A 20,155-nucleotide genomic window follows, 5' to 3' on the forward strand; every position below is an offset into this window, starting at 1 on the left:
TAAAGTGGGAGCCGAACCTTTATTTTCTGGTTCTCTATAATAGTAAATCTTCGTCTGACTTATCTAAATTTGGGTAATTATTCCCCAGGTGCTGGATTAATAGGCAGGAATTCGATAAGATAACTGTTGAGCACTTCACTTCAATTCTAGGAGGAATGGGATTCATGGGTAAAGTCAGAGTAGCAGTAGTCGGATGCGGAAGCATCTCGGAACGTCGTCACATTCCGGAATATGCAGCGAACCCGGATGTAGAGCTGGTTGCTTTTGCTGATCCGGTACTGGAGAGAGCACAGGGCTATGCAGATTTGTACAATGCCAAAGCCTATACCGATTATAAAGAATTATTGGCGGCTGGTGGGTTCGATGCTGTAAGCGTATGCACACCGAATGCACTGCATGCCGAAGTAGCCATTGCCGCATCCAAAGCAGGTGCGCATGTACTCGTCGAGAAGCCAATGGCGGTATCGGATGAAGAAGCACTGGAGATGATCGCGGCAGCTGAGCAAAATAATGTGTTCCTGATGGTTGCACATAATCAGCGTCTGATGCCTCCGCATATCAAAGCCAAGGAAATCCTGAAACAGGGTCATTTGGGCCGCGTTCTTACTTTTCGTACAGCGTTTGGTCATGCTGGTCCGGAAGGTTGGAGTATTGATGGCAAGAACAGCTGGTTCTTCCGTAAAGGCGAAGCCGTAATGGGCGCAATGGGTGATCTGGGCGTACATAAGTCGGATATGATCCGCTGGCTGCTGGATGATGAAGTTGTTAACGTAAGCGCATTTATTGGAACTCTTGATAAAACCGATACGGATGTGGATGATAATGCCATCTGTCTGCTGCGCATGGCCAGTGGAGCTATCGGTTCTCTCGTAGCAAGCTGGACATCCTATCGTGGTGAAGATAACGGTACTGTACTCTGGTGCGAGAATGGCGTTATGAAGATCGGTACCGATCCAGTGGATCAGGTTATCGTAGAACTTCGCAACGGTACAATCGAGCGCTACCAGATCGGTGAGATTGCTACCAACGAGAAGCAGGTAGCGAGCGGCGTAATGGACGAATTTGTCAGCTGTATTCAGACAGGTACAGCGCCGATTATCTCCGGTGAAGAAGGTCGTCGTTCCCTGAATGTAATTTTGGCTGCATTCCAGTCCCAAGCTGAAGGCAAGACCATTACACTGAATTCCTGATTTCTGATTATCGATAAATAAAAAAGAGCTGCTGTCCTATAGGGCAGCAGCTTTTGTATCAAAAGCTGGGATATTCAGGATAGAAGTGGTAAAATAAAAAGAGTTACTTCATAATTATAATCCTGGGAGTGAATAGAAATGGCACGTACACAGACACAAAAGGCAGCTCGTAAAGCACTGCGAAGCGGCAGTATAGCACCAACTTTGGAACGCAGATCCAATCAGGAATATGCAGCGATCTCGCAGCATACAAGAGTTACCCCGAGCAAGCAGGAACGGATGCAAAAAATTAAACACAAGAAGCGGATTCTACGGGATGATGCTTCTTTTTTTATGCCCTTTACTATGGCAGCTGCATGCTATAGATGCTGTTAATCAAATCGCCGAACAGCAGGTATACATAATCCCAGTATAACAAGCAGTATCCCTGCAGCAGCAAACAGCCCGATTGTGAAGATACCTCCAACCTGATCTGCCAGCCATCCGATCAGCAGATAACCGACCGGCAGCAGTGCAAAAGAGCCCAGCATATCCAGGCTGACTACCCGTCCGAAGCTTTCTGTCGGTACCATTTCCTGCAGGCTTGTCTCCCATACAAGTGCAAACATCATCAGCCCGAATCCTTCCAGCATCATTATCATAATTAGACCCGGTGCCCACGTAATCACGGATAATAGAAATAATGCGATTCCGCTCAATAATGCTCCGCCATAGCCTATCCATCCACGCCGTCGCCAGTATACTCGTGAACCGAAGATCAGTGCACCGATAATAGCCCCGACGCCGGTCGCTGCCATCGCTAGTCCGTACAACAGGGGTGTCAGCTGATAATGGACTTTGAACAGCCATGGAACCATTACTGCAATAATTCCCTGATAGCAAATATTCAGCAGGGAGAAGATAACGATTGTAATCCACAGCCATGGGAATTTTTTCAGAATCCAGACCCCTTCCATCAGATCTCTCCAGATCGAGAAACGGGCGTGGGGATGCCCTGCAAGATCATTCTCAGCAGCTGTTGACAGTGGTCTGGCTGTGATAGAGCGTCGACTGGATACAAAATGACGGCCCAGCATGATAAAGCAAAACAGTGAAATTAGATAAGTAAGCGAATCCAGGGCGAAGCCGCTGCCCGGAGAAGTGAATGTAACCAGTAATCCTCCAAGGGAAGGACCAAGCAGGCGTACTCCCTGTATGCTCATCTGTGTCAGCGCATTGGCAGCGTTACGAATATCCGGCGTAAATATCTCTGCACGAAGCGCCGCATAAGCCGGATTGAAAATCCCATCCATCAATCCATACAAAGCCAGTCCGATATATAGACGGGGCAGAGTCAGCTGATCGGTAAAAATCAGTATAGCGCCTGTCAGCATTACTGCGAATCGTACGGTATTGGTAAATAGGATAAGCCGGACCCTGTCCGTATGATCCACAATCCAGCCAGATACGGGAAGCACCAGTACATTAGGTAAAATATAAATAGTCATTGCCAATCCCATAATCGTAGAAGAACCGGTGAGATTGTAGACGACAATTGGCAAAATAATCATCGTAACCGAACTGCCCAGCATGGCGATCAGCTGCCCAATCCATAAAAAAGTAAAAGCCCGTGACTGCCGAACCGGAGAAAGCAGACGAGCGATCATGGACACGGATTCTTCAGCAGGCTGAGATTGTGTTTTAACATCAACTTGCATCCCTGGCCTCCTGTGATTCTATTATGTATAATTCTTATTTCCCCATTGTACACAGAACATGCAAAAACGGCTATGCGTACATAGCCGTAAATGAATAATTATGTAGCGTGCCCCATGCTTATCCTTTTTGAATGCGAGTTTCCGGCACAAGGGAGGGTTCCTGGCGTTTTAGATAACGGTCGAATACAAAGGGACCAAAAGGCAACATAGAGGCAACCATAGCGAGTACAGCTTGCTTGAAAGTCAATTTGCGAATAATCAGCGTAAGAGCGATAACAGCAGCATAACTGACGAACAGTACACCATGAATCATACCCACATAAGTAACCATTAATGGTTGATCAGCCAAATATTTAAGCGGCATGGCTACCAATACCAACAGCAAGTAGGATAACGCTTCCACATTACCAACGATCCGTAGCAGTGACATTGCATTTTTGAACATTGTTGCATTTCCTCCTATTCATTACCTCACCCATAAGGAATACAGTGCATTTCCTTTACATGAAATAACAAGAATTTTAATAATTTAAATATAGCGTATAAAAGAATAAAAATCTGCTCATAAAGTTACGAATTATTGAAATTCAATACAAATCAGCAATAATATGAAATAGCATACATAACAGCTATATAATTCTCATAACAACGAAATAGAACGTTGATGTGTGAAATAAAATGAATATGCATACATATGGTTCTTATTTCCCTAATATAGTTCTATGGATTCATATCCAATATCAATGAATAATATGGATATAAATGGGTATTTAGTCGTATTACACCAAAATGTTTAGCTAAATTATATTGTGAAAAACCCGATAATAAAGTTAGTTACAGATCAACAATTCGGGGGAACGCAAAATGAAGGTTAAAACAAGACTAATACTAATTTTATCTATACTCATTATTTCAATTCTGGGCAGCGGTGCACTGTCCGTTAGCACTATTGCACAGTCTGTTAAACAAAGCAGCGAGCTGCAGGGGAAAATGGAACTGCAGGAGCAGACCAAGCAGCTGGAATTCCTGCTCTCGGGACTATCCAATGACGAACGTGGTTATCTATTGAACGGCGAACAGGATTATGTAGATGGTATGAAAGAAAAAATCCAGAATATTCAGGCAACACTGACAACGATTCAGCAGTCACCTTATGGTCAGGATTATGTGGCTTCTGTACAAAAATTAAACGATACTCTTACCCAGGCTATTGCCATGAACGAGAAAATGGTTGCTCTGCGTGCACAGGATGAACAGGCCGCCACTTCACTGCACTTTGGAGAAGAGCGCACACTGCGCAAGGAAGTGCTCACTCCGGCTGTCGACACGCTGGTCAATACACTTGCTAATGATGTTAGTCAATTGAAAACCCATAATGATCAACAAGCGAAAATGAGCAATCTTATTCTGCTGATTGTGACGATTGCTGCTTCTGTAGTAGGGATCATACTGGGCATTATCCTGCTGCGTTCGATTCTGAAGCCGCTCAATCTGCTGAACAAGCAGATGATGGATATTGCCGAAGGCGAAGCAGATTTGACTCAGCAGATAGATATCAAGCAAAAAGACGAGTTTGGTATACTGGCAGGAAGCTTCAACAAATTCGTCGCTTCTCTGCGGGATATTGTTAGCCAGATTGGTGCTTCTTCCGAAATGGTTGCTGCATCAGCTGAAGAATTCTCTGCCAGTGCAGGCCAGTCCAAAGCGACTTCACAGCAGGTAGCCGAATCCATGCAGGTGATTGCCGATCAGGCTGGTCGTCAGACACGCGAACTGGATCGTACCAGTGAGACCCTTCAGAACTCGCTGGATAAATTATCGACGATTTCTGTTAATGCTACCGATATGGCAGACTTCTCCAATATGATGCGTCAGCAGGCTGAAGAGGGATCCCATTCGATTCGTCAGGTGGGTGACCAGATGCACTCGATTCATCAATCTGTTGATCAGGCGGATCAGAGCGTATCTGTGCTGGCTACTCATGCCAGTCAGATCGATGCGATGACCACACTGATCAATGAAGTATCTGCACAGACGAATCTACTGGCCCTCAATGCAGCGATCGAAGCTGCCCGCGCCGGTGAACATGGCAAAGGATTTGCCGTTGTTGCCGATGAAGTGCGCAAGCTGGCTGAACAATCTGCTGCCGCCACACAGCAGATCAAAGACCTGGTTACCCGTATTCAGACCGAGACCCAGTCTACGCTTGGCGCCATCAAGACGGTCAAAGCCGATGTCGCTGCAGGCAGTGAAGTTACCCGCTCTACAGTCGAGCAGTTTACCCGTATTCTGCAGGCGGTTGAAGATATTTCCGGCAAAACCAGCGAGATTGCCCAGCATACCGTTCAGATGAATCATGACTTTACCGAATCTTCTCACGCGATGAATCAGGTTAACCAGGGCACACGCGACATTTCAGGCAGCACGCAGGAAATTGCAGCAGCTACCGAAGAGCAGCTGGCATCGAGTGAAGAGATTATGTACTCCGCTGCTTCCCTGACCGACCTGGCAGAAGAGCTGCAAGTACTCGTACACCGTTTCAAAGTATAATTTCAAATTTCAAAAGTGGCATATGCATTCGTTCGAATAAAACAAATTACTATGTATACTGTACAATTCCATTATGCATACCCTACAAATTCCGCTATATCCAAAAAAAGCACGTCTCCTGTAAACGGAGCACGTGCTTTTTTGATTAAATTAAACTGTTGGAACAGTTAACTTATCTTTAGCGGGAGTTAGGCACTTTTACATCCGGATCGACATCTGCTTCATAATCGACACCCTCGGTCTCAAAGCCAAACAATTGGAAGAACTCGCTGCGATAGCCTTCCAGATCAGTCAATTCATATACATTGTCCGTGCTGATCTCGTTCCAGATACGGGATACTTCCGCTTGGACATCTTCGCGCATCTCCCAGTCATCCAGACGCAGACGCTGCTTCTCATCGACAGGCGTATCGCCTTCCATATAGAGACGTTCCGCATACATCCGGTACATTTGTTCAATGCAGCCTTCATGCAGTTCTTTTTCTTTCATGACTTTGTACAGGGCAGACATATAGAGCGGAACAACCGGAATCGCGGAGCTGGACTGGGTTACCAGTGCTTTACATACCGCTACATACGCACGGCCGCCTTTAACGCCAAATTGTTCATTCATATGACGTGCAGTCGCTTCCAGATGATCTTTGGCACGGCCGATAGAGCCTTGACGATAGATCGCCTGGGTGATATTCGAGCCAATATAGGAAAAGGCTACAGTCACTACATCGTCAGTAAGGACGTCTGCAGCACTCAGCTGATCCATCCAGGACTGCCAGTCATCGCCGCCCATAACGCGTACGGTTGCTTCGATCTCTTCTTCGGAAGCAGGTTCGATGCTGATATCTGTCACTTCGCCGGTATGGAAATTAACCGTTTTGTTCGTGTAGGTCTCACCGATAGGCTTCAATGTGGAAGTATAGGTCTCGCCGGTATTTGGATCGGTGCGACGAGGTGCAGCCACACTATAGATAACCATATCGACTTTGCCGAATTCCTGACGGATCGCTTCAATCGTGCTGGCTTTTAATTCATTGGTAAAGGCATCGCCAATTACGCTTAGAGACTTCAAGCCTGCTTCCTGTGCAGCCTTTTCGAAAGCGGCAGAGTTGTACCAGCCTGCAGAAGCTGTACGGCCTTTGACAGAGCCGCCATCACGGTAGACACCAATCGTATTCGCCCCTGCACCAAAAGCAGCAACAACGCGTGCAGACAGTCCGTATCCGGTGGATGCACCGATAACGAGCACGTTACGCGGTCCTTGAATTTTCGGCTGGGATTGTACATATTCAATCTGTTCCTGAACCTGACGGGCACAGCCGTCCGGATGAGCAGTCGTACAGATAAATCCTCGGGTTCTTGGTTTAATAATCATAGAATTGAATTCCTCGCTTTCCATCATATACCTATCAGTCATTATTATCGTATCTGCTGATGCTGTGTTTCCAAGTAACATACCTTACGTATTGTAGCATTTTTTGCAAATCAGTACACCTGGTGACAGAGAAGTCGCCAATACTTGAATAATAAAAATAAAAGAAAATAAGAAATATGCCTTGCATCAACAGCAAAAGTAATTTATATTATTAGTAATTGATCAATCACTAATTAAAAGAACTGGCTATGAATAGGATAGATCGTCTAATGATGGAGGATAATATGAAAAAGAGTAGTACATCTGTGAACCGCAAAAATGAAATTATAGCTGCAGCCATAGAAGTATTCGCAGAGCAGGGCTATTATCGCGCGACGACTGCTCAGGTTGCCGAACGGGCAGAGATTTCCCAGCCCTATGTATTCCGGTTTTTCTCAACCAAGGAAAAATTGTTGGTTGAAGCCCTGGAAGCTTCCTGGACACGTATCATCGAAGCTTTCCAGGCCATCGTTACTTCGGCTTCTGATGAAGAGTTGGAACGGCAGTTAATTGCAGCTTATGCAGATATCATGAATGCCCATCGCAATGAGATCATTTTGCAGATGCAGGCACAGACTATTCAGGAGCCTGCAATTGCCGAAGTTATGCAGCGCCGTTTTCATGAAATTCATGAGATGGTCTATCGGGCTTTTGAAAAGGCAGGCATGGAGCGCCCTTTGGAGCGAACGCTATTATTCCTTGCCAGAGGAATGCTTTGTAATATCTCTATGTCCCTGAATCTGCCGGAACTGATGAAAATGGAAGATTAGAAACTAACTGGGATGGCTCTATTCTTAAACGCTGCAGTTGCAAGCGAAAAGAATCCAGCCATCCACCTGAATGATTGAAATAAGATGTAAACCATCTTTTTTAACAATTAGTAATTGATCAATCACTAACAATAAGAAGGGAAAGATAATCATGTGCGCAAATTACAAAGAAATGAACCCATCATTCTCTGTCTCATTAGAACAGAACCTCTCGACACGAAGACAAAATGAAACTAAATTCTTGTATCCATCTACTTCAATACATCAGGCTGTTGTTCTCGGTGCGACAGGAGGGACAGGTAAAGCTATCGTAATGGAACTGCTCAAACGGGGAACAACCGTTATAGCATTTGGCCGATCCATAAGCAAGCTCAAACAGCTATCGGCGGAGCTGGACAATCCGGATCATCTGCAACTGCATGAAGGCGATGTATTCCGTACAGAAGATGTATATCGGGCAGCAGAGGGAGCAGAAGTGATTTTCCACTGTGCTTCGGTTCCTTATCATGAAATGGAGAAGAAGCTGCTGCCAATGGGTATGTCCGTCTTGTCGGCTGCCGAACGCCTGGGTATTCGGGTGGTCGCTGTAGATGGTATTTATCCCTATAGTCCGAGCCGCGATCAGCAGCCGGTGGATGAGAATTATCCCAAACAGCCCATTACCCGTAAAGGAAAGGTTAAATTGAAATTCGAACAACTGGTTTTTGATTCCCGTTGGTCGGCCATGCAAGCGATGATTGTACGTCTGCCGGATTATTATGGTCCTACCGCGAATGAGGCTTCATATCTGGGATCTACACTCAAAAGTATTGCTTTCGGTCAGCCCGCCTTTTTTATTGGAAATAAGAGCGTGCCCCGTGAGTATATGTATTTGCCGGATGCTGCTGTTATGATCGTAGAACTGGCATGTAGAAAACAGGCTTATGGGCAGAACTGGCATATACCAAGTGCTGGAGCTATTGCAGGCAAGGAATTTATTCACATCGCACAGGAAGCAGCCGGAACATCCAGACCAGTCATTGCTATGGGTAAGATTACACTGTCACTGACCGGTATATTTCAACCTGTACTCAAAGAAATAGTAGAGATGCTGTATCTGACTCGTCAGCCTTTAATACTCAGTGGTGCCAAATATGAACATTATATCGGAGAAGTACCGACTACTCCTTATGAGACCGGAATTAAAAATACGATTCAATGTCTCCAGAATAATAAGAAGAATCAGGTAGTATAGAACAGTCGATAAAGAAATAGCGTAATTCAATTATTGATTGATCACTAATAATATTTGTAATTTGTAAAATTAGTGTTTAGAATATAGTTAGGTTGGTTACCAATATAGTATGATAATTAATTTTGTCCAATATAATAAAAATATATTTAAATAGGGTTGCAATCTTCTTTAATTGATGGTATATTTAGTTCATAAGGTTACGAAGTAAATGTTTATCACTTTATTAAAGAAGATTATTATATTAAATTAAAAAAGAGGAGCAATTCAAAATGAACAGTAAATTTCAAAAAGTAATGTTGTCCACCGCTTTAGCAGCCAGTCTGGGAGCAGTTGCCGTTGTAGCACCAATCGGAGGCAGCCATGCTTTTGCCGCAACAGATAGCCAGTCCGGCCACGAGAAACGCAAAGACAGAGAAGAGAACCGTGCTAACAACGCTGCATTCGTAGCTGCACAGGAAGCTCAATTCAACAAATTGTTCGGTAGTCAAAATGAAGAAAGCACTACACCGGAACAACCAGCAACAACTACACCTGCTGCTACAGAAAACACAGATGCTAAATCCCCAATCACTGTTGTTGTTCCACAAGGTGCCAGCCTGACTGAAATTGCTGCTCAATACGGTATCACTGTAGACGAACTGGTTGCTGCCAACAACCTGCTGCCTGCTGGATACCAACTGACTGTTCCACAAAAGTAAGAAGCTGACCAGAAGTACCCCCTTTAGATCGGCCAACAATCCCTTGTCCAATTAGTATCTGCCAAATACCGATTGGACAGTTGATATAAAAAGCTGACGCCCTCCCCTGAGCGTCAGCTTTTTTTGCTATTTGCTATATGAATATCTACCTGATCTATTTATTATTGTTTTCTGATTTGGCACATTCAGGCAGCAGTGAGGGCAGGAAAGACATCCAAGTTTGAGACTTCTTGCATATAATCATCATCGTTAAGGTTCGAAATCACTGGTTTGGTTTACCGATATTACAGTAGGCCGCGCAGGATGGCTCTGTTAGACCTCCTCAAAAAACAGCGAACAGGGATGAGATTATGGACTATAACATAGAGCAGCAGCGCAGTATTGTCCGCTATCAACGGGGGCAATTCACCGAAGAGCCGGATATTGTTGTATCCGAACAGCCGGTAACGATCAAAGTTAATGGGGAAGAGTTTGTAACCTTGGTCTGTACACCTGAATATATCGAAGATATGACAATAGGTTTTCTGGCTTCGGAAGGGGTCATTCAGCAGTACAATGATATTCAGGAGTTATGGATACAGGAGCAGCAGGGTTATGTACATGTACGTATGGATCGCTGGAATCCCAAGCATCGTCAGCTATTCACCAAACGTTATATTACTTCCTGCTGTGGAACAAGCCGGCAGGGCTTTGTTTTTTTTAATGATGCTCGTACAGCGAAGAGAATGGAAGAGATTCATGTACGTGTATCTTTCGAGCAGTGCTTTCAGCTGATGGATGCAGTTCAGCAATCGGCAGAGCTGTTTCAACGAACCGGTGGTGTGCATACAGCTGCACTGTGTGAACCGGATCGTATTTTACTCAGCCGCAGTGATATTGGACGTCATAATGCGCTGGATAAAATCTATGGCTGGTGTCTTCGGCATCAGATGAGCATGAAGGGCAAAATTATTGTTTTTAGCGGGCGTATTTCTTCCGAGATTCTGACCAAAGTATCCAAGATTGGCTGCGAAGTTATTTTGTCCAAATCTGCGCCTACTGCGCTGGCTCTGGACCTGGCTGATCATTTGGGAATCACGACAGTTGGTTTTGTGCGGGAAGACAGCTGCAATATCTATACACACCCACAAAGAATCCGGGAATATGCGGACAAAGCGCAAAACTCTATGCTATTCTAAAAGGAACAATAGGGGCAGGCTGCATGAAATAAAGCAGCTTTTCCACCCTTGTTGGATTAAACAGGAAGCAAGCGATGATTGGAGGAGATACGATGACAGCCTATGACCAGCATAACCGTATATTAAGAGACTTACGGATCTCTGTCACAGATCGCTGCAATTTCCGCTGCCGATATTGTATGCCTGAAGAAATATTCGGCAAAGATTATGCCTTTTTGCCTGATGAACATATGCTAAGCGAGCAGGAAATTGGCCGAATTGCAGCCATTTTCGTCGGCATGGGAACCAGAAAACTGCGTATTACCGGCGGAGAACCGTTACTGCGTAAAGATCTGGTGAGCATTATCCAGCGTCTGTCCGCTCTTGATATTGAGGATCTATCTCTGACGACCAACGGCAGTCTGCTCGCCCGCAAAGCTGCTGCTCTAAAAGAAGCAGGTCTGCACCGGATCACGGTCAGTCTGGATAGCCTGGAAGATGATCTGTTCCTGAAAATGAACGGCGGACGCAGCCGGGTACAGCCTGTACTGAATGGGATTGATGCAGCTGCAGCTGCAGGATTGCAGGTCAAAGTGAATATGGTCGTTCAAAAAGGATTCAACGAAGAAGCTGTGGTACCTATGGTGGAATATTTCCGTGAGCGTGGTCATATTTTGCGAATGGTTGAATATATGGATGTAGGAAATACGAATGGATGGAACAGGCAGCATGTGGTCAGCAAGCAGGAGCTACTGGACAAGATCGGTGCTCACTGGCCACTGGAACCGATTGCACCGAATTATGAGGGCGAAGTAGCCACGCGTTACCGGTTCGTCGATGGCAAGGGAGAAGTAGGTTTTATTTCCTCTGTAACCGAGGCATTCTGTTCTACCTGTACACGGGCTCGCTTGTCTGCCGAAGGCAAGTTGTACACATGCCTGTTTGCGACCAAAGGACATGATCTGCGGGCACTGCTGCGCTCCGGTCAAACGGACGAAGAAGTTGCCCATGCTGTAGCCGGAATCTGGAGTAATCGCCATGACCAGTACTCGGTAGAGCGTGGAAGCAGCTCCAGCGTCCGCAGTCAGGATGGACCACGGGTAGAAATGTCTCATATCGGTGGCTGAATGTAGTTTGGATCAACTTGATATGAGGATAAACAAGAGTACGAATATAGATACACTAGCTGGTTGAATGATACCGAGCAGTGTTTGTCTGCAAGCAGTTTCTGTTGAGCGAGAAGTCTTGGCCACATCATAGAGGATAGCAAAAAGCCGCCCGGTTATTTCCGGAGCGGCTTTTTGTCTGAGACATAGATTACTTTCACATAGGCTGTGAGTCATACATTATCATGCTTATGGTGGATAAACGAAAATTAATCTTGTAATGCAGAAGCTGTGGAGATAGATGGCGAAGTGTTATCTGCTGCACTGTTCGAAGCAGCAGGCAAGGTGGAAGCGTCCATATGGAAGCGATCCAGCTCATGCTGCATTTCCTGACGAATCTGGCGCAGCATTTTGACTTTTTCGCCGGACTGACGGAATGCATTTTGCTGTTCTACGGTGGAAGCAGTAATCTCCTGGCTACCTGCAGCCGATTGTTCGGTGATGGCGCTGATATTTTCAATAGCCTGCTGAACCTGGTTGCTCAGTTCATGGGATGTCTGCATATCCTGGGCGAGCTTGTTCACCTGACTGGCAATCTGCTTCACCTGTTCACTAATCTCGGCAAAAGATGCATCAGTCGACGCAGTCGCCTGTTCCTGCTGTTGGAACAGTGTGAGGCTTTGGGAGACCGAAGCCTGTACCTGGCTTACAGCAGATGTAATCGAATCGACAGCTTTGAAAATCTGGCTGGCGGCTGTTACCGATTGATCAGCCAGTTTTTTCACTTCTCCGGCGACAACGGCAAATCCCTGACCGGCTTCACCGGCACGTGCTGCTTCAATCGAAGCATTCAATGACAGCAGGTTGGTTTGCGAAGCGATCTCGGATACGAGCCTGGTCATGCTGGCGATCTCGGCGGCGTTCGTTTCCAGAGCACTTACCGTCTGGGCTACTTCGGCCATGGCAGCGCGGTTGCTGGATACGAGGTGCAGCTGTTCTTTCATCTGGCTGCTGCCGTGTTCAATGGATTGAATCGCACCTTCACTGTAAATGGCCGATTCTGCAGTAGTTTCCAGGTTGGCCTGGAACTTGTGCTGCATCTCATCAACAACAGATACAGTTACACTGAGGTCTTCGGCTACTTTCTGGCTGCCGATCGCCAGTTCTTCTACCGATATGGCAACCTGATTGACCATTTCCTGCATACGATCATTGCTGCGATCAATATCCTGGGCCATATCATCTACGCGATTACCTGCATGTCCGATCGAGCCGACAATACTGCGCAGATTGCCAATCATCTGGCGGAAAGAAGCATTTAGCTCATCAAGTTCGTCTTTGCCCTTGGTTGGAGCCAGCTCTACGGTCAGATCTCCATCCGCGATTCGCTGCGCAGCAGCATTCAGGACATGGGCACGCTTGGCAAGCTGGCGGGCAGTATGGGTATTGAACCAGCCTACTGCGATTAACAGCAGGATCGCTCCGGCAACTGCAATCTGCCAGGTCATTTTGATACTGTTGGTCAGATCTTTGGTGTATTCGCTATAACCGGCTTTGGTCAGCTGATCCAGCATATATACATCATTTTGAATACCTTCTATGCGGATACTCTGGCGTTTGGCTTCTGCGCTGTCCATATTATTCATGGCAGTGGCAGATTCCTCGCTTAGTTTTTGGAATTTGGTTTTGGCTGCTGCCAGCAATTTTTGTTCTGCCGGATCCTGCAGCATGCCATTGGACAGGGTATCAATCGTTGTCTGGATTTTTTGCAGCTGTTCTGTTACCAGTGCCTTATTACTCGCAGACATGGAAAAAGAGAAATTGCTCAGTGCTTGTCCGGTCTGTACGAGGTCTCCGTCCAGCTGCTGAACATCCAGCATGGCCGGTACCAGATTATTATTTTGGGAATTAATGCTTAGCAGCTGGAAAATGATATAACCCACCAGCACCAGTGAGGCGACCAGCGATATCATCGCATTCAGCACCAATTTGCCTTGTAGTTTCATATTAGCCTCCATTTACGGCGTCTGATTGTCAAACGCGTGGTTCAGTCAATAATAGTCGTTGTATGACGTAGATAAAGCCGTTGGTCCGGATTCAGCTCGGGGTTCAGGAAGTCGGGATATTAATTTTAATTTCGCCCGAGATCAGTTTTTGCTGCAGCTCTTCCAGCTGTGCCTGCTGTTCCTTGGTCAGTTCCAGCAGATGAATCTGGGTCAGACCCACACCGCCATCCTGAAGTCCAAACACCATGTCCTTTTCCGGGAATGAAGCATTGCTCTTCATGTACGTCTGCAGTGCATTGTAGATGGCTACATCAATATTTTTGACCATGGATGCAATTACGGATTTCTCGGCAAGGAAGAACTGGTCGCTATCGACACCGATAGAGTATTTGCCCTGTTTTTGAGCTTCCTGCAGTCCGCCGACGCCGGTCAATCCAGCAACAGTATAGATGACATCTGCATTGTCACGGGTGATCATTTCTCTGGCAGCAGTTGCTCCTAATTCAGCTTTGCCAAAATCACCGGTGTAATTGACCGAGAAGCTGGTATTTGGGTTAATAGCGCGAGCGCCCTGTTCGTAACCGATCTGGAATTTATGAAGTAAAGAAGATTCGACACCACCGATGAAGCCCAGGTGACCGGATTTGCTGGCCATTGCGGCAAGTGCGCCGGCGAGAAAACTGCCTTCTTCTTCTTTGAATGTAATGGATGCGACGTTCGCCAATTCCGATTTCTCATCGATTAGCAGGAACTGACGGTCCGGATGTTTTTTGGCTGTGGCTTCCAGGCTTTCTTTGACAGAGTAGCCCAGGCCGATAATGATATCACTGCCTTCATTTACAAGCTGTTCGAATCCTACATCATAGGTTCCTGTATCAGCAATTTCCTTGTAGTCGAACAGAATGTCGCCTTCGTCACGTGCCTTGATCAGGCCTTTGAATGCTCCGTCACTGAATGACTGATCGCCGAGACCAATATCCGACAGGACGATTCCAACTTTTAATTTGTGTTTGCTGGCGGATGTATCCGCTGTCTTTTGTCCGGAGCATGCACTCAGGAAAAGGGCGGCAACCAGAATCATACATCCCAGATAACTCCACGTTTTATGTTTCTTCACTGCTGTTATCCTCTCTATGTGTAATCGGAATTTACCTAGTTTATATCGGTTGTGAGGATTTGTTAATGAAGAGTGAGAGCAGGGTGAAACGCAAATTTGCTAAATAACTTAGACGTGCCGAAACAAATGGTGAAAAATAGGCTGAAATAAATGATAGAAATTTCGGAGATCACAAAAGATGTGATTTATGATAATATGTTGAACAAATAAAAAAGGGCAAACCAGCATGACTTTAGTAAATTAATGCTTGGATGCAGCTCTGTGACAGGGTATGATAGAAAGTAACGTGTTTGACGACGAATAGCAGAGATCTGCAGAAGCGTACACTTTGCAGAATCCAGGCTTGAATATTAATCAATTGGGGGATATGTATGAAATATATCAGTACCAGGGGACAGGTTGAGCCAAAAGGATTTATCGATACAGTATTAATGGGACTGGCCGATGATGGCGGTCTAATGATACCTGAACAGATACCGGTAATCTCGCCGGAGGAGCTTCGCGAATGGAGTTCACTAAGCTATGTAGAACTATTTTTGCAGATATTTGCACGATATGTGAATGACGAGATTCCGGCAGCGGATCTGCGCGAACTGGCAGAACGCAGCTATAGCAACTTCCGTCATCCAGAGGTAACACCAGTGAAGAAGATCAGTGATTCTCTCTATATTATGGAGCTGTTCCACGGACCGACTTTTGCTTTCAAAGATGTGGCTCTGCAGTTTATGGGTGAGCTATATTCCTATATGTCCCGCAAAAATGGAGACATCATTCATATTCTGGGCGCAACTTCCGGTGATACGGGAGCAGCTGCTATCCAGGGTGTGCGCGGCAAGGAAGGTATCAAGATCTGTATTCTGCATCCGCATGGCAAAGTCAGCAAGGTGCAGGAACTGCAGATGACGACGGTAGATGACAGTAACGTATTGAATCTGTCGGTTAAAGGAAACTTTGATGATTGCCAAAAAATGATCAAGGATCTGTTCGCCGATCTGACATTCAAAAAGCAGCATCATCTGCGCGCGATCAATTCTATTAATTTCGTGCGTATTCTGGCACAAACCGTGTATTACTTCTATGCCTATTTCCGGGCGCAGGATGAAAGCAGTGAACGCAAAATTAATATCAGCGTACCTTCCGGCAACTTTGGCAATATTTTCTCGGGTTTCCTGGCACGCCAGATGGGACTACCAATTAACAAGCTGATTATTGCTACCAACGAGAATAATATTCTGGAGCGTTTTGTGAGAACAGGAGAATACCAGCCAGGTGAATTCCGTAGTACACACAGTCCATCCATGGATATTCAGGTGGCGAGCAACTTTGAACGTTATCTGTATTATTTCCTCAAGGAAGATGCGGCTAAAGTGTCCGATTATATGCACACGCTGCAAACGGAAGGTAAAATTGTGCTGAGCCAGGAAGATCTGGAGCATGTACAGCGCGACTTTGCAGCTTACGGAGCTTCGAATCAGGATTGTCTGCAGTCCATTATCAAATACAAAAATGAGTATGATTATCTGCTCGACCCTCATACCGCCTGCGGAATTGCTGCTTATGAGCAATGCAGTGGACCGGAGGAAGTATGCATTACGCTGGCAACAGCGCATCCAGCCAAGTTTGACGAGTCTATCATCCTGTGCGAAATTGAGCAGGAATTCCCGGCTCCGATCCAGGCACTGTTCTCCATGCCGCAGCATCAGACTATTATTGATCATGATCTGAATGAAGTGATTCGCCAGTTGGAAACCTTCTATACCCGTTAATGTATAGAGAGTATCTATCTGAACTGACACAAAGTGAGGCCGCAGCGATTCATGCTGCGGCTTTTTGGTTTTATGAATTATGCGTAATCTGTAGAGCAACATAGAATACGTTGATAGAAGCAAAAGCTGAAGCCCCAAAGACAACTTTATAAATATAAAGTGTTCAAATGTAACAATACGGTCATGAACGGTAAGAAATCGTAATTCCTTTAATGCGGGAACGTATTATAATAAAAGGTACGCTCTGATCGAACAAATAGCGACCAATGTCGCTACCGGAGCTATAATTCCTCATTTCATACATTCTGGTGACTACAGGATTCCAGTTATCCGAACAGCGACCAAGCTGCTTTTACAAGTAAACATAGAAGAATAAAGATCATAAAAATAAGGAGAGGATGGAGAGGATGACAATACATGAACGATGGAAAAGTTGGCATGGGCAGTGGAAGCAGATCGTCGAATCGTTTCAGGCCAGAGGCGCTGATGCTGTGATGATAATCAGGCCGACGGCAACATTAGAGCAGGTTGCGACCGCAGAAAAGCGTCTAGGTATACCATTGCCCGGAGAATTAAAAGAATTGCTGACGATAGGTGGCTCGGAGGGATTTATCGTTTGGTCCATTATGGATAATAGGCTTGTGCCGTTTGGTGCTGCAGGTGATCTGGGCTGGTCTTTGGAAGTTCTGGATTTTCCGGATTTCCAGGAAGAAACAATATACGAAGAGAAACGGTTTCTTACTTTTCATATTGCCGGTAATGGAGATATGCTGATGCTTGATCTGGAGAGTCATCCGGAGCATCCGGCAGTTGTTCACTGGTATCATGAGACGAATGAAATCCAGCTGCTAGCCAGTTCATTGACGGATTTTCTGGATCGGGTAACCACTTTGTACGGCATAGGTGCAGAATCATGGCAGTATGAACCATTCCTCGATCACTTTGGTATTAATGTAAATAGTGCTCATGCAAAGCGGTGGAAGAATTGGATAAATGATTTTCTGCATCTAACACTGGAAGAAGCCAGAAACGATCTGCAGCTACTGATTCGTTATACGGAAGTTCGGGGAAAAGACGATCCCGAGCTGCAGGCTGCTTTTGCATCCTATGATCCGAACCATGTATTTAAGAGCTGGATGAAGCGGATTGAACAGGAAAAGGAAAAGGATATACGTAACAGCCTGATGGAATATGCAGGGGCAATCAGCGGTCAGTATGCTGCAGATTGGGTGAGAAGCTTATGGATATTGCCGGAGGAAGAACGGATTAATTCTGCTGTGTTGGCAAATCTGACAGCTTCCTGTCTCCCGGAAGAGGAAGGATTAAACAGGGTATGGACCAGATTGGAACAGGCTGAAGCACAGAAGCGTCTGAACGGGTATACCGCCAATTGCTGGCTGAAGCCATTTCGCAGCCGACGTGTCATTGAGTGGATGAGCGAGCGCAAGCGCGTAAGCTATCCGTATGATGGCTGGGATCAATTGTTTGCTATTTCCAATCCTTTAGCTGAGGATGTTATCCGCTGGCTGAACGGGAATGGTGTACAGCGGCAGGTAGTTATTACCGCCTTGGCCCAGTTTGCCAATCCTGCAGATATTTTTGCGAATAGAGAGCAGGTGCAGCAAGCCAGATTACTGCTAAATGATGAACTGGAACGTGCAGTAACCAAAAAAGAGAAAAATATGGTCGGCGGTGCGCTGCAGGCTCTGACTGATCTGCAGTGGGATGAGAGTAATGCACGGTAAATTAGTTTGATATACTACTGGAACCTTCCGATCAGTAAACGTATAATAGGACTGTTGCAAGGCATAACCATAAAACCAATAGTCTAGCTAGCCGGAGGAATGAATCGTGAGAGTAGAAAAGGATTTTCTGGGCACCAAAGAAGTTCCGGACGAGGCGTATTACGGCATTCAAACATTACGGGCAGTAGAGAACTTTCCGATTACCGGTCAGCGTCTGCATCCGGAGTTGATCCGGGCGATGGCCATGGTCAAAAAAGGAGCTGCGCTCGCCAATATGGAACTGTCGCGTCTGTATGGCCCCAAAGGGGAAGCTATCGTACAGGCGGCGGATGAGATTCTGGCAGGCCAGTGGCTGGATCAATTTATCGTCGATCCGATTCAGGGCGGCGCCGGCACTTCGATTAATATGAACACCAATGAAGTTATTGCTAACCGGGCCCTGGAAATTATGGGCAAGGAAAAAGGCGCTTATGTGGACATCAGTCCGAATAACCATGTCAATATGGCACAGTCTACCAATGATGCTTTCCCAACAGCCATCCATCTGGCTACACTGTCCATGATTGAGAAGTTGCTGGTCGCCATGCGCGAACTGCAGCAGTCTTTCCAGACCAAGGCTGATGAATTTGATACGGTAATCAAAATGGGACGTACGCATCTGCAGGATGCGGTGCCGATTCGTCTGGGGCAGGAATTCCAGGCGTATGCACGTGTACTGAGCCGCGATATCCGTCGTGTAGAAGCGACCCGCGAGAACCTGCTACACATCAATATGGGGGCGACAGCGGTCGGTACTGGTCTGAATGCAGATCGTCGTTATATTACACGTGTCGCCGAGATTCTGGCAGAGATCAGCGGATTCGAAGTAACCGCTTCGGATCATCTGGTGGATGCTACCCAGAATACGGATGCGTATACCGAAGTATCGGCAGCGCTAAAAATCTGTATGATGAATATGTCCAAAGTCGCCAATGATATTCGACTAATGGCTTCCGGACCGTATGCCGGTCTGAATGAATTAAGCTTGCCTGCACGTCAGCCGGGATCTTCCATTATGCCGGGCAAAGTCAATCCTGTCATGTGCGAAGTGATCAACCAGATTGCTTTTCAGGTAATCGGTAATGATAATACGATCTGTCTTGCTTCCGAAGCAGGTCAGCTGGAACTGAACGTAATGGAGCCGGTACTGGTCTATAATCTGCTGCAATCACTGGAGATTATGAAACAGGGCTTCACCGTATTCCGTTTGCACTGTGTAGACGGTATCCAGGCGAACGTAGACAACTGCCGCCAGTATGTGGAGCGCAGCGTCGGAATGATTACGGCACTGAATCCGCATCTGGGCTATGAAGTGGTGTCCCGGATCGCCCGCGAGGCGATTCAGACAGGCAAATCGGTACGTGAACTCTGTCTGCTATACAATGTGCTGACCGAGGAAGAATTGAATATTATTCTTGATCCTTATCAGATGACTGAACCGGGAATTGCCGGCGAAGAACTGCTGCACAAGGATTAAAGAAAAAAGATAACAGGGTAGACCCCAAACGGGCTGGCAGATGGATATTTCATCTGACCGGTCCGTTTTTTTTCAAATCCAGCCTATTGGGTTTAATCGTATATAGAACTAAAAAAGCAAGTTAATTCATGTGTCATTACCTGCTTTAGATTCCAGTTTCCGTATATGATATATTAGGGCGTGTTTTAAAACTAA

General features: G+C 46.0%; 16 protein-coding genes. 11 read left to right on the plus strand and 5 right to left on the minus strand.

Going from position 1 to position 20,155, the window contains the following annotated elements; genetic code table 11:
* The first annotated feature begins 164 nt into the window (after positions 1 to 164).
* Positions 165 to 1,190 (plus strand): Gfo/Idh/MocA family protein, encoded by a 1,026-nt coding sequence (locus H065_RS0113240; protein ID WP_017813554.1) that lies wholly within the window; start codon positions 165 to 167, stop codon positions 1,188 to 1,190.
* 138 nt (positions 1,191 to 1,328) lie between these two features.
* A complete protein-coding gene (gene brfA, locus H065_RS0113245) occupies positions 1,329 to 1,565 on the plus strand; it encodes a ribosome rescue factor BrfA (protein ID WP_017813555.1) in 237 nt (78 codons plus the stop codon).
* Here the strand turns inward: brfA and H065_RS0113250 are convergent.
* Positions 1,562 to 2,887 (minus strand): MFS transporter, encoded by a 1,326-nt coding sequence (locus H065_RS0113250; RefSeq protein ID WP_017813556.1) that lies wholly within the window; start codon positions 2,885 to 2,887, stop codon positions 1,562 to 1,564. The genes brfA and H065_RS0113250 overlap by 4 nt on opposite strands.
* A gap of 118 nt (positions 2,888 to 3,005) precedes the next feature.
* Positions 3,006 to 3,332 carry a DUF3817 domain-containing protein gene (locus H065_RS0113255; protein WP_017813557.1) on the minus strand — a complete coding sequence of 109 codons (327 nt, stop codon included), beginning with the start codon at positions 3,330 to 3,332 and terminating at the stop codon, positions 3,006 to 3,008.
* Between the two features lie 419 nt (positions 3,333 to 3,751).
* Here H065_RS0113255 and H065_RS0113260 point away from each other — a divergent pair, with 419 nt between their 5' ends.
* Complete coding sequence (locus H065_RS0113260; protein WP_017813558.1) at positions 3,752 to 5,437, plus strand: methyl-accepting chemotaxis protein; 1,686 nt, start codon at positions 3,752 to 3,754, stop codon at positions 5,435 to 5,437.
* A 178-nt stretch (positions 5,438 to 5,615) separates the two neighbouring features.
* Here the strand turns inward: H065_RS0113260 and fabV are convergent, their stop codons facing one another.
* A complete protein-coding gene (gene fabV, locus H065_RS0113265) occupies positions 5,616 to 6,806 on the minus strand; it encodes an enoyl-ACP reductase FabV (protein ID WP_026136210.1) in 1,191 nt (396 codons plus the stop codon).
* Positions 6,807 to 7,090: 284 nt separating this feature from the next.
* On the opposite strand from fabV, the gene H065_RS0113270 reads away from it, so the two are divergent.
* The 5 genes from H065_RS0113270 to moaA all read left to right on the plus strand — a co-directional run bounded on the left by H065_RS0113270 (position 7,091) and on the right by moaA (position 11,831).
* Positions 7,091 to 7,615, plus strand: coding sequence for a TetR/AcrR family transcriptional regulator (locus H065_RS0113270; RefSeq protein WP_036629968.1), 525 nt, complete (start codon positions 7,091 to 7,093; stop codon positions 7,613 to 7,615).
* A 259-nt stretch (positions 7,616 to 7,874) separates the two neighbouring features.
* Positions 7,875 to 8,849 carry an SDR family NAD(P)-dependent oxidoreductase gene (locus H065_RS0113275; protein WP_026136211.1) on the plus strand — a complete coding sequence of 325 codons (975 nt, stop codon included), beginning with the start codon at positions 7,875 to 7,877 and terminating at the stop codon, positions 8,847 to 8,849.
* 269 nt (positions 8,850 to 9,118) lie between these two features.
* On the plus strand, positions 9,119 to 9,547 hold the full coding sequence (locus H065_RS0113280) for a LysM peptidoglycan-binding domain-containing protein (protein WP_017813562.1): 429 nt from the start codon (positions 9,119 to 9,121) through the stop codon (positions 9,545 to 9,547).
* Positions 9,548 to 9,897: 350 nt separating this feature from the next.
* Positions 9,898 to 10,725 carry a formate dehydrogenase accessory sulfurtransferase FdhD gene (fdhD, locus tag H065_RS0113285; protein WP_017813563.1) on the plus strand — a complete coding sequence of 276 codons (828 nt, stop codon included), beginning with the start codon at positions 9,898 to 9,900 and terminating at the stop codon, positions 10,723 to 10,725.
* A gap of 74 nt (positions 10,726 to 10,799) precedes the next feature.
* Entirely contained in the window at positions 10,800 to 11,831 is a 1,032-nt protein-coding gene (moaA, locus tag H065_RS0113290) for a GTP 3',8-cyclase MoaA (RefSeq protein ID WP_017813564.1), read from the plus strand.
* Between the two features lie 248 nt (positions 11,832 to 12,079).
* Here the strand turns inward: moaA and H065_RS0113295 are convergent, their stop codons facing one another.
* Together H065_RS0113295 and H065_RS0113300 are read right to left on the minus strand one after the other, a co-directional pair.
* Positions 12,080 to 13,816, minus strand: coding sequence for a methyl-accepting chemotaxis protein (locus H065_RS0113295; protein WP_017813565.1), 1,737 nt, complete (start codon positions 13,814 to 13,816; stop codon positions 12,080 to 12,082).
* 103 nt (positions 13,817 to 13,919) lie between these two features.
* Positions 13,920 to 14,933 (minus strand): BMP family lipoprotein, encoded by a 1,014-nt coding sequence (locus H065_RS0113300; RefSeq protein ID WP_443146858.1) that lies wholly within the window; start codon positions 14,931 to 14,933, stop codon positions 13,920 to 13,922.
* A 371-nt stretch (positions 14,934 to 15,304) separates the two neighbouring features.
* On the opposite strand from H065_RS0113300, the gene thrC reads away from it, so the two are divergent.
* The 3 genes from thrC (at position 15,305) to aspA (ending at position 19,960) form a co-directional block, all read left to right on the plus strand.
* Complete coding sequence (thrC, locus tag H065_RS0113305; protein WP_017813567.1) at positions 15,305 to 16,699, plus strand: threonine synthase; 1,395 nt, start codon at positions 15,305 to 15,307, stop codon at positions 16,697 to 16,699.
* A 407-nt stretch (positions 16,700 to 17,106) separates the two neighbouring features.
* Positions 17,107 to 18,444 (plus strand): SMI1/KNR4 family protein, encoded by a 1,338-nt coding sequence (locus tag H065_RS0113310; protein ID WP_017813568.1) that lies wholly within the window; start codon positions 17,107 to 17,109, stop codon positions 18,442 to 18,444.
* Positions 18,445 to 18,550: 106 nt separating this feature from the next.
* Complete coding sequence (aspA, locus tag H065_RS0113315) at positions 18,551 to 19,960, plus strand: aspartate ammonia-lyase (protein ID WP_017813569.1); 1,410 nt, start codon at positions 18,551 to 18,553, stop codon at positions 19,958 to 19,960.
* The last annotated feature ends 195 nt before the right edge of the window (positions 19,961 to 20,155 follow it).

This window comes from Paenibacillus shenyangensis (assembly GCF_000346635.1).
Taxonomy (GTDB): domain Bacteria; phylum Bacillota; class Bacilli; order Paenibacillales; family Paenibacillaceae; genus Saccharibacillus; species Saccharibacillus dauci.